At 61.2% G+C, this 13,018-nt stretch carries 14 protein-coding genes and 1 pseudogene; 11 read left to right on the top strand and 4 right to left on the bottom strand.

All coding sequences use genetic code 11. From position 1 onward, the window contains the following. Window positions 1-30 precede the first annotated feature (30 nt). Window positions 31-261 (bottom strand): annotated as a pseudogene (locus ACXJKO_RS24665) (DDE-type integrase/transposase/recombinase); the annotation flags it as partial. A gap of 724 nt (window positions 262-985) precedes the next feature. Between ACXJKO_RS24665 and ACXJKO_RS24660 the strand changes: the two are divergent. Continuing rightward, complete coding sequence (locus ACXJKO_RS24660; RefSeq protein WP_457093711.1) at window positions 986-1,384, top strand: PRC-barrel domain-containing protein; 399 nt, start codon at window positions 986-988, stop codon at window positions 1,382-1,384. 173 nt (window positions 1,385-1,557) lie between these two features. On the opposite strand, the gene ACXJKO_RS24655 is transcribed toward ACXJKO_RS24660, so the two are convergent. Next, complete coding sequence (locus ACXJKO_RS24655; RefSeq protein WP_457093710.1) at window positions 1,558-1,890, bottom strand: GYD domain-containing protein; 333 nt, start codon at window positions 1,888-1,890, stop codon at window positions 1,558-1,560. Between the two features lie 620 nt (window positions 1,891-2,510). On the opposite strand from ACXJKO_RS24655, the gene ACXJKO_RS24650 reads away from it, so the two are divergent. The 4 genes from ACXJKO_RS24650 (at window position 2,511) to ACXJKO_RS24635 (ending at window position 5,386) form a co-directional block, all read left to right on the top strand. Then, on the top strand, window positions 2,511-2,876 hold the full coding sequence (locus ACXJKO_RS24650; protein ID WP_457093709.1) for an SPW repeat protein: 366 nt from the start codon (window positions 2,511-2,513) through the stop codon (window positions 2,874-2,876). Window positions 2,877-3,186: 310 nt separating this feature from the next. After that, window positions 3,187-4,011, top strand: coding sequence for an IS5 family transposase (locus tag ACXJKO_RS24645; RefSeq protein ID WP_457093708.1), 825 nt, complete (start codon window positions 3,187-3,189; stop codon window positions 4,009-4,011). A 509-nt stretch (window positions 4,012-4,520) separates the two neighbouring features. Further along, window positions 4,521-4,991, top strand: a complete 471-nt coding sequence (locus ACXJKO_RS24640; RefSeq protein ID WP_457093707.1) for an aminoacyl-tRNA deacylase — start codon at window positions 4,521-4,523, stop codon at window positions 4,989-4,991. A 71-nt stretch (window positions 4,992-5,062) separates the two neighbouring features. Next, window positions 5,063-5,386, top strand: a complete 324-nt coding sequence (locus ACXJKO_RS24635) for a cytosolic protein (protein ID WP_457093706.1) — start codon at window positions 5,063-5,065, stop codon at window positions 5,384-5,386. A gap of 56 nt (window positions 5,387-5,442) precedes the next feature. Here ACXJKO_RS24635 and ACXJKO_RS24630 read toward each other — a convergent pair whose 3' ends face one another. Continuing rightward, window positions 5,443-5,607, bottom strand: coding sequence for a hypothetical protein (locus tag ACXJKO_RS24630; RefSeq protein ID WP_457093705.1), 165 nt, complete (start codon window positions 5,605-5,607; stop codon window positions 5,443-5,445). 169 nt (window positions 5,608-5,776) lie between these two features. Between ACXJKO_RS24630 and ACXJKO_RS24625 the strand changes: the two genes are divergently transcribed. The 4 genes from ACXJKO_RS24625 to ACXJKO_RS24610 all read left to right on the top strand — a co-directional run bounded on the left by ACXJKO_RS24625 (window position 5,777) and on the right by ACXJKO_RS24610 (window position 10,655). Continuing rightward, window positions 5,777-6,922, top strand: a complete 1,146-nt coding sequence (locus ACXJKO_RS24625; protein WP_457093704.1) for an alpha-hydroxy acid oxidase — start codon at window positions 5,777-5,779, stop codon at window positions 6,920-6,922. 299 nt (window positions 6,923-7,221) lie between these two features. Further along, window positions 7,222-8,031 (top strand): hypothetical protein, encoded by an 810-nt coding sequence (locus tag ACXJKO_RS24620; protein ID WP_457093703.1) that lies wholly within the window; start codon window positions 7,222-7,224, stop codon window positions 8,029-8,031. A 23-nt stretch (window positions 8,032-8,054) separates the two neighbouring features. After that, the gene (locus ACXJKO_RS24615; protein WP_457093702.1) at window positions 8,055-8,654 is read left to right on the top strand and encodes a tetratricopeptide repeat protein; all 600 of its coding nucleotides are present in this window, start codon (window positions 8,055-8,057) and stop codon (window positions 8,652-8,654) included. A gap of 813 nt (window positions 8,655-9,467) precedes the next feature. Continuing rightward, window positions 9,468-10,655 (top strand): D-alanyl-D-alanine carboxypeptidase/D-alanyl-D-alanine-endopeptidase, encoded by a 1,188-nt coding sequence (locus ACXJKO_RS24610; protein WP_457093701.1) that lies wholly within the window; start codon window positions 9,468-9,470, stop codon window positions 10,653-10,655. Window positions 10,656-10,679: 24 nt separating this feature from the next. Here the strand turns inward: ACXJKO_RS24610 and ACXJKO_RS24605 are convergent, their stop codons facing one another. Further along, on the bottom strand, window positions 10,680-11,168 hold the full coding sequence (locus ACXJKO_RS24605; protein WP_457093700.1) for a hypothetical protein: 489 nt from the start codon (window positions 11,166-11,168) through the stop codon (window positions 10,680-10,682). Window positions 11,169-11,517: 349 nt separating this feature from the next. Between ACXJKO_RS24605 and ACXJKO_RS24600 the strand changes: the two genes are divergently transcribed. Further along, on the top strand, window positions 11,518-12,246 hold the full coding sequence (locus ACXJKO_RS24600; protein WP_457093699.1) for a VWA domain-containing protein: 729 nt from the start codon (window positions 11,518-11,520) through the stop codon (window positions 12,244-12,246). Further along, window positions 12,246-12,953, top strand: coding sequence for a DnaJ domain-containing protein (locus ACXJKO_RS24595; RefSeq protein ID WP_457093712.1), 708 nt, complete (start codon window positions 12,246-12,248; stop codon window positions 12,951-12,953). The genes ACXJKO_RS24600 and ACXJKO_RS24595 overlap by 1 nt, the downstream gene beginning before the upstream one ends. The last annotated feature ends 65 nt before the right edge of the window (window positions 12,954-13,018 follow it).

The following is a 13,018-nucleotide window of genomic DNA, read 5'->3' as shown; positions in this document are numbered from 1 at the left end:
GGTCAAGCGAAGGCCGGACAAGGACGCAGGCTACGCGACTGGGCTGAATAGGGTAGCAATGAAGTCGCGCTGAGCGCCCATGTCCTTGGGTGGTACACCGATGATCTGTCCCTTGCGGATCATTGCCATCGCCTCATAACCAGAAAGCGTCTGCGCGGCGGACGTGACGCTCTTGAAGCCCAGGCCTGGCCGGACCAGGCGCTTGATACGCCGGTGATCCTGCTCGACAATGTTGTTGAGAAATTTCACTTGCCGGAGTTTGGCACCGCAGTCAGCAAACATCCGCTCGAGATCACGATAGCTGATCGGGAATTGCAGATACCAGCGGACCGCCCAAAGGATGATCTCCGCCGTGAACTGCCGACCTTTGAACAGGTTCTTGTTACTCTGCTTCACCGCCAGCCCCATTCGTCACCCTCTTGTCGTAGTTCAGGCCGAGCAAGTTTCAAAGCTGCAACAGATCCCTCCGCTCAGCATCCTGTGCAGATGCCTCTCGTGATTATCTTCATCTTGCGATCCCAAACTCGTTCCTGCGCCTCGGCTTTGGCTCGGGCAGCTCTTGCCATCGTGGCAGATTCCTCGGCCGTATACGCCTTGGACGTAGAAACCTCTGTGTCCCATGCATCCCGTGCAGCTCTGTCCTGGGCCGAGGCAGAATGAGGCGCCATGAACAGGGCAAGCACGGCCGTCGCTATCATGATCTGCATGGACGCTCCTTGAGGAGCGCATCGGGCGGCTCCGAGCTTATATATGGTGAGCCCAAGCCAGTTCCCTAACGGAAAGTCTCACTACAGCCACCTGATGCCTGGATCGCTTCACGTTACTTCCGTTGTTTGTCACGGCACCTCTCGCCAGCAGAGGGTGCAGACGCCCTGCCCTCGCGCCAGACTGAAGATGTCCAGTTACACGGCATCGGTAGTGCTCCTCAATCGGCCACTATCCTGGGCAATGTTGGCTGCAGGCTTCAATTCAGGGACAGGCTTCCATGCGCTTATCTGCGATTATCCTTCTCGTCACTCTCGGTTGGTCAGGTGTCGCTCATGCTCAGAGCACCCCACCAGCGTCAGGTGCACCCAAGTTCATCACGATTAGCAACAATGCCATTCTGAGTTCACGGCTGATCGGCCTGAACGTCCAAAGCGCCAGCGGCAAAGAGATGGGCAAGGTTGAGGATGTTGTCTTCGAGGGCGGCCAGATCATCGGAGTTGTGCTGTCCGTCGGAGAGATCCTGGGCAGCGGCCAGCGTTACGTGGCTGTCGATCCATCCGCGATCTCAATCCGGTACACCGAAGGCGAAAACAAGTGGCAGGCGACTATGAACGCGGACCTTGAACAGCTGAAATCGGCCCCGGAGTTCCGCTACGAAGGCAAGTGGAAGCGCTGATCTCCTCGCCGACATTATGGCACCCCGTAGTTCTGTCTTGTCCCGACTGGATGCTCGCACACAATTTCCGAGAAGCGCCTTTATGAAACTGCCCACGAGCAGCTGCCGATTGTTTACTGTGACCGTGCAGGATGGGTGAACCGCGCGCTGCGTATCTGTCCGACGCAGTGGTCCTACTTGCCCGGCAGTTTGTATTTTTCCGCTGCCTTGCCGGCGCCGGCAAAAACCTGCTTGGCCTCCGAACTTGTGAACGCTTCCGTCGTCTCGATGTCAGTAACGCTGCCGGCAGAGGCGGCGGCCAGAATGAATGCTGAAGCCTCTTTGGCGCTGGGCGCCTCTGTGATCACCAGGAAATCATAGTGGCCGAGGGTGACATAGAAGTTCAAGAGCTTCGCGCCGGCGGCCTCGACCAGATTTCGGACGGCTGGCAGGCGATCCTCGGGGTTGGCGACGAGATTCCTGATGGACTCTGCCGAATAGCGGCCGCGTGTGATGTAGATCGGCATCCGCTTTCCTCCTGATTTGACCAGGGCTTTCAAGCGCCAGTAACGGGCTCAACGGTGGTCCTCGGCACCCCGCCAGTCAACAGCAATTCCGATAAGTCTGTTATGAACCTGGAGCTTGTGCCGTTTCAGCGTATTGCCAAGGGTTAAACGGGCGCGGAACCGTTGACCCGTAGCAGAACGAGTGCAACCTGTTGATGCTGCGAAGCAACCACCGCCACCAGAGGGGTCACAGGCAGCGCCGACCGTGACCCTCCCGGTCTGCGCAAACGACTGAAAGCGATTCAGACGTGAGGCCGAGCAAGAAACGGGGGCTGGGTTCCGAGCCAAATTGGCGGACGGTCGGCTTCAGCCGCCGGACCAGGTGCCGCCGTCCCTGGGTGCACAGTGTCGCTGGAAGGCTGCTGGGTCGGCGTAGGCCCGCGTTCGAAAGGCAGGTCAGCAAGCGGTTCAAGGGTCATATTTCGCAGGACTGGGTGCGGCGGCCCAATGCCGGATTGTTGATGCATGCTGTCAGACACGGGCGTAGAATGAACGGACGACCCCGTGATGATCTCAGCGGTGACGAAACGTCGAATATCATGACGATGCGCCGCTGCTTGGACCTTGAGAGGAGGTCCGCCATGCGCGCGCTGACTGAACGCGATGATAATATCCTCAACGGTGCTGCTGCGATCCTAGGTCTGATCCTGCTGCTGTGTCCCTGGTTGCTCGGGTTTGCGACTACTCGGAGCGCCAGCTGGACGGCTGGAACGGGCGGGCTTGTCATTGCGGTCATTTCGGCCGCCGCCCTGTCTCAGCGCGCGGAATGGCACGAGTGGGTCAATCTTGCAGCTGGGCTCTGCCTCGTTGCCTCTCCCTGGCTCTTCGGCTTTACGAACGTAACCACCGCTGCCGCGACCCATGTGGTCCTTGGTGGGCTGGTCGCGGCCTTGGCGGCTGTCGAGATTTGGCGGTTCCACAGCACCCCACCGGCTAAACCTGCCTGAGCCATGGCGGCTGTAGCGCTGAGGTGGGATCTTCGCAGAATCCTCCTGGAATCCTACGCTGAGCCGCTTCGAAGCACTAGGAGCATAGATACCAGAAGCAGCGGGAATGATGGTTCAGAGGCTCGTCGGATTAGACGTAGTTCCGATGAAGCTGATCGCCACCGTATCATGCGGTGCTGGCCAAGGCACTCATCTCAAACGTGCTCCCCGCCGGGCAAACGTTAGAATTTTCACAAAGGCTAAGAGCCTGACCGAAAAAGGTTGAGTGGCCTCAAGCCGTTGGATTTGCGAAGATTCGATGGAGGTCACGATGCCTTGGACCGAGGCCACTCGCCGACAGTATCGGCGGGACGGGCTGCGTTATGCAAGCAATCTCACCGATGCCGAATGGGCGCTGATCCAACCCTTCATGCCGGCTGCTCGCCGGATTGGGCGCCCGCGCCTGACCTGCCTGAGAGCTGTGGTCAATGCCATCCTCTATCTCGCCTCGACCGGCTGCCAGTGGCGCCAGCTTCCAAAGGAGTTTCCGCCGTACACGACCGTGCAGGGCTATTTCTATGCCTGGTCGCGCGACGGCACGTTTGAGCGGATCAACCATGCTCTTGTTGCGGCCTCACGCGAGAAAGCCGGCCGCGAGACGAGCCCATCGGCTGGCGTGATCGACAGCCAGTCGGTGAAGACGACGGAGAGTGGCGGCCCACGCGGCTTTGATGCCGGTAAGAAGATCAAGGGGCGCAAGCGTCACATCATCACCGACACACAGGGCCATCTGGTCGGGTTGCGCGTCCATCCCGCCGATATCCAGGACCGCGATGGCGCAGTGGAGGTACTGACGTCCATCCGCGCCCTCTATCCCTGGCTGCGCCATGTCTTTGCCGATGGCGGCTATGCGGGCGACAAGCTGCGCGACGCCATCGCCACTCGCGGGCACTGGACCATCGAGATCATCAAGCGCTCGGATGTGGCCAAAGGCTTTAAGGTGCTCAAGTGCCGCTGGGTTGTGGAGCGAACATTCGCTTGGCTTGGACGCTGCCGTCGATTGGCTAAGGACTTCGAAGCCTCCATTGAAAGCGCGGTGGCCTGGATCTTCATCGCCCATATCCGGATGTTGACGAGGCGGCTCGCAAGATCCTGAAATCAAATCCGTCTTTCTGAGTCAGACTCTAAGGGACCGGAGATGGTCGCAGAATTCTTAACGTAGGGTTTCGGGAAGATCTGCGATGACCCTTCAATGGGCTCGTCTGATCACGTGGCGCTGCCTGACGCTTTCCAGCCCCGGAGGGTAGTCGAAGTCGCGCACGCTGAATCCAGAGATCGGCGCCATCGTGCGAACCTACTTGCACGAAGAGGCGGCCTAGCTTGCTAAAAAGTTGAGGGTGGGTCTCGCCATTGTGGGCGAGTAGGAGATTGCGATTGGTTGGCATGTCGAGTTCGCCCTGCAACATCTCGGTGTTGGGCCTGATGATACACACGCATCAAGGTGGCTGCGGGTGACCCAATTCGCCACCCGATAGACTGCTTAATTGGCGCTGGCGAGCCAGAGGCGTATAATCTGCCCATGCCAAGCAGCCGCGCCACGCGGCGTCGGTCCATCAGGACATGCCTCGTGACGCAGGGAATGCCTTGCCCCATCGGAGGCACCTCATGACCATCGCACCCACACTCCAACAATACATAGACGAGCAAGGGATCCGGTACGATCTGGTTCCGCATGAACCGACCCTGTCGGCCCGTGGGTCCGCCCACGCAGGTCACATCCCGAGTGACCGGCTGGCCAAAGCTGTCGTGCTCAACGATGCTGGCCGCTACAAGCTGGCCGTTCTCCCCGCCTCGCATCATCTCCAGCTGTCCGACCTCAGGATGGAGCTTGGGCATGAGGTTCACCTGGCCACTGAGCCGGAAGCCGCGGACGTCTTCCGCGACTGTGCGCTCGGCGCGGTTCCGCCGGTGGGCGCCTGCTATGGGCTGGACGTCATCATCGACAACAGCATCGATCAGCAGCAAGACCTGTACTTTGAGGGTGGGGACCACGCGACTCTGGTCCATGTGAACGGGGCCGAGTTTGCCCGGCTCAATCCTGGGGCCCAGCACGGATCCTTCAGCGCCCGCGATTGATGCCGTGGCTCGGGCGGCCGAAGGCGGGCACGGGCCCGACAGGGGGGGTTGCCCACGCAGGGAGAAGTACGATGAAAGCAGCTCTGGTGTTTGCCGGCAGTGGACCCATTGTGATCCTGACCTCCTATCCCTCGTTATCGGATCCTGGTTTGCTGCGGACGCTCAAGGCGCATGGGGTCGGCAAGTTCATCGCTTACGAGCTTCCACTCGACACCGTGGCAGCCCGCTATGGCGGCCACTTCCAGGTGGTGATGAACGACGCCCGCGACAGCGATGACCTGCGGGTGCTCGACGTCAACGGCAACCGTGCCTTCCGGCTCTTCCGGTTCTCCGAGCTGGGTCCGCCGGTCATGCACGACGACGAGCACCCGGATCGGGCAGAGTCGGCAGCCTGAACGGCTGTGTTGCAGTCACTCGGATAGCGCACATTGGGCCTAACCCAATAGGCCATTCAAGCAGCAAGGCCGAACTGCTGATTGACGAGACGGATCTCGGCTGTCGCGTCTGGCGACCGCAGGATGCAGGGGCTCCGGCGGATCACGTACATGACCTCGAGCCCCTCGACCGTTGCTGAGGCCGTTTGCAGTCTCTGGAAGCCGCGCATCGGCCGGGTCATGCGCTTGAGGGCACCGTGATCCGCTCGGGCAGGAAGTTCGGACCTGATGATGCGTGGCGCCTTTGTCGTAAGCTGCCACGCCCAACTGGCATTTGGCACCTGACGATTTTCAGTCCACGATTTCCTGCGGCGCGGCTATGGCCTCGTCCAACAATAGAGGTCAAGCGCCGTGCGTCTGAAACATTGCCTTAATTTTCATGATTTCCGYCGCCTGGCCAAGAAGCGCTTGCCTGGTCCGATTTTCAACTACATTGACGGCGCCGCCGATGACGAAGTCACCTACCGTCGCAACACGGCCGCCTTCGATACTTGCGACCTCGTTCCCAACGTGCTGCGCGGTGTCACCGAGGTCGACCTCTCGGTGACCGTCATGGGGCAGAAGCTGGCAATGCCGGTTTATTGCTCGCCGACCGCCCTCCAGCGGCTGTTTCATCACCAGGGCGAACGGGCCGTCGCCGCAGCAGCCGCACGTTTTGGTACGATGTTCGGCGTGTCTTCACTGGGCACAACAAGCCTGGAGGAAGCGCGCCGGATCAGCACTACGCCTCAGGCTTATCAATTCTATTTCCACAAAGACCGCGACCTTAACCGGGAGATGATGACACGGGCCAAAAAGGCTGGTGTCGAGGTGATGATGCTGACCGTCGACAGCATCACGGGAGGCAACCGAGAGCGTGACAAGCGCACCGGCTTTTCGATCCCGTTCAAGCTCAATCTCGCGGGTATCACGCAGTTTGCCATCCGCCCGGCCTGGGCGTTCAACTATTTGACGCACGAGCCGTTCAAGCTGCCACAACTCGACGGTCATGTGGACATGGGCCGTGGGACCATGTCGATCAGCCGCTACTTTACCGACATGCTTGATCCGTCGCTGGCATGGCAGGATGTCGCTCGGATGGTCGAAGAATGGAACGGTCAGTTCTGCCTCAAGGGTGTGATGTCGGTCGAAGACGCAAAGCGGGCAGTCGAGATCGGGTGCACCGGCATTGTACTTTCAAATCATGGGGGGCGGCAGCTCGACGGCTCCCGCACCGCCTTTGAACAGCTTGCGGAAGTCGTTGATGCCGTCGGTGACCGCATAGACGTTATCGTGGATGGCGGGGTGCAGCGCGGTAGTCACGTCCTCAAGGCGCTTTCGCTTGGGGCGAAGGCCGTGGGCCTCGGTCGGTACTATCTGTTCCCGTTAGCGGCTGCCGGTCAGGCTGGGGTAGAACATGCTCTTGAGCTGATGCGCACGGAGCTCGTGCGCGATATGAAGCTTATGGGCTGCACCTCAATCGATCAACTCAGCCGTGACAATTTACGCTTCCGCTGAGTCTTTTCGGCACCGTCAACTGAACCGAGTAAAGGCCGCTTTCTGCTGTTTTCAGCAATTCCCGGGCAAGGCTAAGCTACTGAAAATGCGTGACCTGCTCCGGATCTAAGCACCACAGAGAGCAAGTAAAGGCGTTAAGTTGACGGTGCCGGCAAGAGCCCGGCTGTGTAGCTCCAATGATTTAAGTCTGCCTGGGCCTATTCAAAAAGGCCTCTACTTGCTTGATCTGGCAATGTCCTCACGTTGCTCCGATCTGGTGGCGCAGCCTCTGGACACCTTAGCGGGCGCTGCAGCGGGCGGTGGCCTCCTGCGACGACCGGCTGAGCACCGCGGCCTACGGCACCGCCTATCCGGCCGGCCGCTTTCGCTCCATCGTGGATAGCTTCGCCCTCGACTGCGACCGCCAGCGAGACCGCCAGATTCAAGAGGCGGAGCTGCGCCGCAGGGAAGAGGCGGATCGCCAGCAGCGCGAGATCGACGAGCAGCGTCGCTGGGAAGAGGCTGACCGCCGGCAGCGGGAGGAGGAAGCCAGGCGCCAAGAGGAGACGCGACGCCAGCGGGAGCTCGACGAGCTGCGTCGGCAGGAGGAGGCGCGACGGCCGAACGGGCGCGCCGTCGCCCGCAGCGCCTCGGGCTGGGAGCTGAACTACGCGAACGGGATGCTCGAGATCGACCCGCTCACCAACGATCACTTCGACGCCCAGCGCAACACCTACAACACGGTCTGGCGCTCTCGCCTCCATGGTGAGGAGGTCGCGATCTACGTCCAGGTGAGCGTCAATCGTCGGTGCCGCGACGCGAGGCAGTACGCCCTCGAGCAGATCGCGCCCCGTCGGGTGCAGGTCACCCGCTCCCAGGAGATGACGGGAGCCCCCGTGCGCTTGGGCTACATCCTGGAGGGTCGGGGCACCAGACGGGTCGGGGCGTCGCCTGACGATCACGCCTTCCTCGACTTCATCTCCGTGCGACGGGACGATCGCAGCACGATCACCCATATCGGCGGGCGCTTTCCCGTCGAGCATTCCGAGATGTATCGGGCCGAGCTCCTGCGGATGATGAACTCCATGCAGCTGCCCCCGAGTGACATTTACACCCATCAATGCGACTAGCCTGGTCCCCTGAGGTCATCCCAATGCGAAGTACCACGTTTGCCGCCCTCCTCCTCGCCGCGATCGCCCCCGTCGAGGCCCGAGCCGCCGAGACCCCGGCGGCTCGGGCTTGCCGCAGCGGCGATCCGGGCTCCCGGGTCGTGGGCTGCACCGCGCTCCTCGCGGAAGCAAGGACCGCGCGCCAGCGCGCCATCGCCCTCGACGGGCGGTGCTGGGCGAACAACGACCGCGGATACTTCGCTGCAGCCTTGACAGATTGCGCGAACGCGATCCTGGCCGATCCGGGCTATCCCTACAGCCACCATAACCGGGGGATTGCCTTGGCTGGGATCGGCGACCATCGCGGGGCGGTCACAGCTTTCACCCAGGCGATCGAACTTCGCCCGGCCCTGGCCTACCAATACGTCAACCGGGCGAAGTCGCTCCACCAAGTCGGTGACCGCGCCGGGGCGGTAAGGGACTACGAGACTGCCCTTCGCCTCCAGCCGGCGAACGCCGACGCGAGGCTCGGGCTCGAGTTCGTCTCCAGTGGGACGTCCGAGCCCTCCGCAACTACACCCGTGCTCGCCCCTGATGCTGTGGGAGGTGGTAATTCGCTCTGCGGTCCACAGGAGTGCAACTAGGCGCAGAGGGTCGGCGCGTCATCTACGCCGAGAGCGCTCGCATCCCAGGCGTGGCTCTGTGAGGAGCTGGACCACACGCTCCATCCGACCGGCTCGGCACCGGCACAAGCACCGCAAGACGTATCGTCGACGGTATCCGGAGTTAGGAACACAATCGGCGATCGACCTCTCACCGATGTCTCCAGGGTCACAGAGGGCATTCAGAGTTATCTCTGGGGCACGGAAGGAAATTGCCGAGGCCTCGTGAATGTCCGATGTGCCCGCCTCGTGCGGACATTCGGTCTACTTCGCGAATATGCTATCAGCCGTCGTTCGCAAGCCAGGAACACCGACACACAGAACCGGGGCACGTAAAATCAATCACTTAGCCAGGATGACGAAGAATCCTGTCCTGGGTACTGACCGCTCTCTAAGTGGTTGATCCGCAGAGGGCATCAGAAGGCACATCATCGGCGACGATTGCCACAAGCGTGCCGTTGGACATTGTCCCTAGCAAACACACTATCATCATGATTCTGGCACATTGAGGACCTTCGGAGAGGAACTTGATTGATAGGCCGATGCGCTTTTGAGGCGCTAGATCGACAAAGGGAGCCTCAACCACATCCGTGTTTCCCCAGGACTTGCTTATAGGGGAGACAAACTTCAGCTTCATCCTCAGCCGACTTCCCTCGCAATGCACGTCCGCTAGGCGCCCAGCAGCGGCGCGAAAGCGGACTATCCCAGACCTCTCACGTAGGCCAATGAGACCATAGCGCGATGTTGAGCCAATCACCGAGAACGACGAGTTGGAGGGCACGGGCTGGCGTCCTCATGTGGCCTCACCTACTCGCCCTCGCCTGCGCCCTCATTCTGCTGCCCGCCCAAGCCTTGGCCAGTGCCAGGGAGACGCTCGCGGCCCTTGCTCCGTCGGGGCTGGTGCTCGTGATGGACGAAAGGGGCAACGAGCTGGTGGCTCAGAACGCTGACAAGCCCTTTGTGCCTGCCTCCGTCGCCAAGATCGTGACCGCCTGGCTAGCGATGGAAGTCCTGGGCGCCGATTACCGCTTCAAGACCCGCTTCTACCTGAGCGGCGACCGGGTGTTCTACATTCGCGGTGGTGGCGATCCCTTTCTGATCTCCGAAGAGCTGGCTCAGCTCGCGTCGGCGCTGGTCGCCGTGATTGGTAAGCAGCCACTCAGCGGCATCGTGCTGGACGCGAGCTACTATCCCTCCGATATCCGGATCCCGGGCATCGAGGATACCGACGAGGCTTACGACGCGCTGAACTCCGCGCTCGCGGTGAACTTCAACACGATCCACGCCGTGCGCAAGGGCAAGACGGTCCGCTCCGCCGAGGATCAGACCCCGATCACGCCGCTCGCTGTCAGCCAGTTCCTGGCGCGGGGCGCCCAAGGTCGCAGCCGCATCAGCCTCACCCAGGACCCTACGGTGGGCCTGCAGTATGCCGGCGAGCTGACCGCCGCATTCATCGAGCGGGCCGGCGGCAGCGTCAAAGGCAAGATCTCGACTGGAGCCGTGCCTGCGGGCCTGGAGCCGGTCTATGTTCACCACCAATCACGCCCTCTTTCGGAGATCCTTGCCGGGTTGCTCCTCAGCTCGAACAACTACATCGCTAATCAGGTCTTCCTGGAGATCGGCGGGCATCGCTTGGGCGGGCCCGTCAGCCTCAAGAAGTCTCTCCAAGTTGCGAACGAGATGCTTGTCAGGCACGGCCTCGCCGAGTCCATCCAGCTCAAGGAAGGTTCGGGCATCAGCCGCAGCAACCGCTTCACAGCTCGTGGCCTTGCCCGGTTGCTGCGCCTCTTCGAACCCCATGTGAGCCTGCTCCGCAGCGGCGACGGCGCCCACTTCAAGACTGGCACCTTTTCCGGCGTCAGCACCTTGGCGGGCTATGCCGACACTTCAAAACACGGGCGTGTGCGCTTCGTGATCGCGCTCACAAGCAACAACGGTGAGATGCGCTTTCGGCTACTCAAAGCCATCCAGTCCGAGTTGTAGCCGCAGGCGCGCCCTAAAAGCCCGCTACTTGTCTAGTCCCAGCATTTGATGGAGCGGACCTCGCATTGAGCGTTGACGACCACCCCTGCTGGAAGGCTTCGCCTCCGAGCCGGAACGACCTGCCCGGAAGCAGCGGCCATCAACAAGGTCGGTCTCGAATGATTTGCGAAGCACGCTCCGGCGCCGCAGCAGAGTTCTTGCGAGGAATGCCTCCATGTCATTGTCATCGATCCTGACGCCAAGCCCGATGCTGTGCGCATGGCGGGTGATGTCGGTGAAGGTGAAAGGGCCGTCGTAGTCCCCGAGGAACATGCCCCGATAGGTCTTCTTGGCGTACCGCAGCTTGTCCTCAGTATCGAAGATAGACACGACCTGTCCGCTCTCCGTGAGGGCCTCCTTGAGGCATCGGAGGGTTCCGCCGTCGGGATCGAAAGGGGAAGAGGTCATGGAAACAGAGAGCAAGAAAGGCAAACAGAATAACCAGCCATTGCCAGCCTGCAAAGGCCCGTCCACTGGGAGCTCCCCCCGTTTCTCGCTCCGTTCCGGAGGCGACCTCATGAGCAGTGCCTCTAGGGCCGCTATGGGTCAGGGAGCGAAGTTCGCCGGCTTTTCGGAATGTCCGGTGCTTCTCGGGTGAGCGGACATTCGGTGTACTTCTCAGGCGTGCCAATAGGCGACCTTTCGACGACTTCAACTCCCGAACCTTTCTCAGCACTTTCATCACACACTCCATCGATCGGCCTACCTACCTTTTCTCCGCATCTTCGCAGGTCACACAATCAGGCCATGCCAAGCTATGCCTTCTGTTTCCCGGATTTGCCGCCGCTCCATCGAGCCCCACATCTTTGGGGAGGGAGATGCAATGACCGACAAGAAGGATCTCACACAACCACCTACAGCTGCTGGCAGTCCGGCTTCTACGATCGACACCTTTCTGGCAGAGGCGAAGCGCCTTGGACCGCCAGCAGCCAATATGCCCCGGGCGCGCCTCGTGTTCGCTCTCGACGCTACGATGAGCCGGCAGCCCACTTGGGATCTCGCCTGTCGTGTCCAGGGCGAGATGTTCTCCGCAACCAGCGAGGCCGGAGGCCTGTCGGTGCAACTGGTCTACTTCCGGGGTTTCGATGAGTGTCGCGCGTCCCGGTGGGTCGTAGATCCGCGGGCCCTCACCGACCTCATGACAAAGATCGGTTGCCGGGGTGGCCAAACTCAGATTGGGCGGGTGCTCCGTCACGTCCGGACAGAAGCGCGCCAAGCCCCGCTGAAAGTGCTCGTCTATGTCGGTGATGCCATGGAGGAGCCGATCGATGATCTTTGCGCCATGGCAGGCGAGCTTGGCCTCCTCGGTGTCAAGGCCTTCATGTTCCACGAGGGGCACGACCCTGATGCAGCCCGCGCCTATCAGGAGATCGCCCGGCTGAGTGGCGGCGCCTATGCTCGGTTCGATGCAGGCGCGCCCCACACTCTGTCCGAGCTCCTGCGCGCCGCCGCTGCTTATGCAGCGCGCGGCGTCGAGGGCCTCGCGCAGTTGACTACCGGCAGTTCTCAGGCTGGCAGGCTGCTCGCTGCCATCACCGGAGGCAAGTCGTGATGCTGCTGTATGGCGTCGCGGCCGTGGCTCTCCTGTGGTGGTTCCTGAGCAACTTTCCGCATGCGAATCCCGTCGTCTTGGCGAAGTTCCTCAAGGTCCTCGGCGGCCTTATGGCGTTTGGTGGTGCCGGACTGCTCGCCGTGCGCGGTCGCATCGACTTGGCTTTGCTGATCGGCAGCCTGGGAGCATGGCTTCTTGGGTGGAGCCGCCTCAATCTCCCCAGTTTTGGCTCGCGTACCCAGCGGACCCCCGGTGGCATCTCACATGTCCGCTCAAGCTTGATCGAGATGACGCTCGATCACGACACCGGCGAGATGAGCGGCTCCGTGTTCGCTGGGGCTTTCGCGGGACATCAGCTCGCATCCCTTGACGAGGCCAGCTTACTGATCCTCCTGACGGAGTGTCATGCCAGCGACCATGACGGCGTTCGCCTTCTCGAGGCCTATCTCGACCGTCGGTTTCCTCATTGGCGTGAAGCTCCCCGCAATGAGAAGACATGGTCAGACACTCAGTCCGCATCGGGTGCCATGACACCTGAAGAGGCCTACCAGATCCTGGACCTTCGACCGGGTGCTACCCCCGATGAGATCCGACAGGCACATCGGAGTCTGATGAAAAAGCTTCACCCGGATCAGGGCGGTTCGACCTATCTCGCGGCGCGCGTGAACCAAGCCAAGGACATTCTGTTGAGCCGGCATGGCGGGTGATTCCTCATGGAGGAGATGCTTTCAAATTCCGCATTGGGTCAGCTTTCAAATTCCGCATTGGGTCA

Source organism: Microvirga sp. P5_D2, assembly GCF_054049475.1.
Note: the sequence above shows the minus strand (reverse complement) of the source record. Positions and strands in the feature narration are given on the sequence as shown.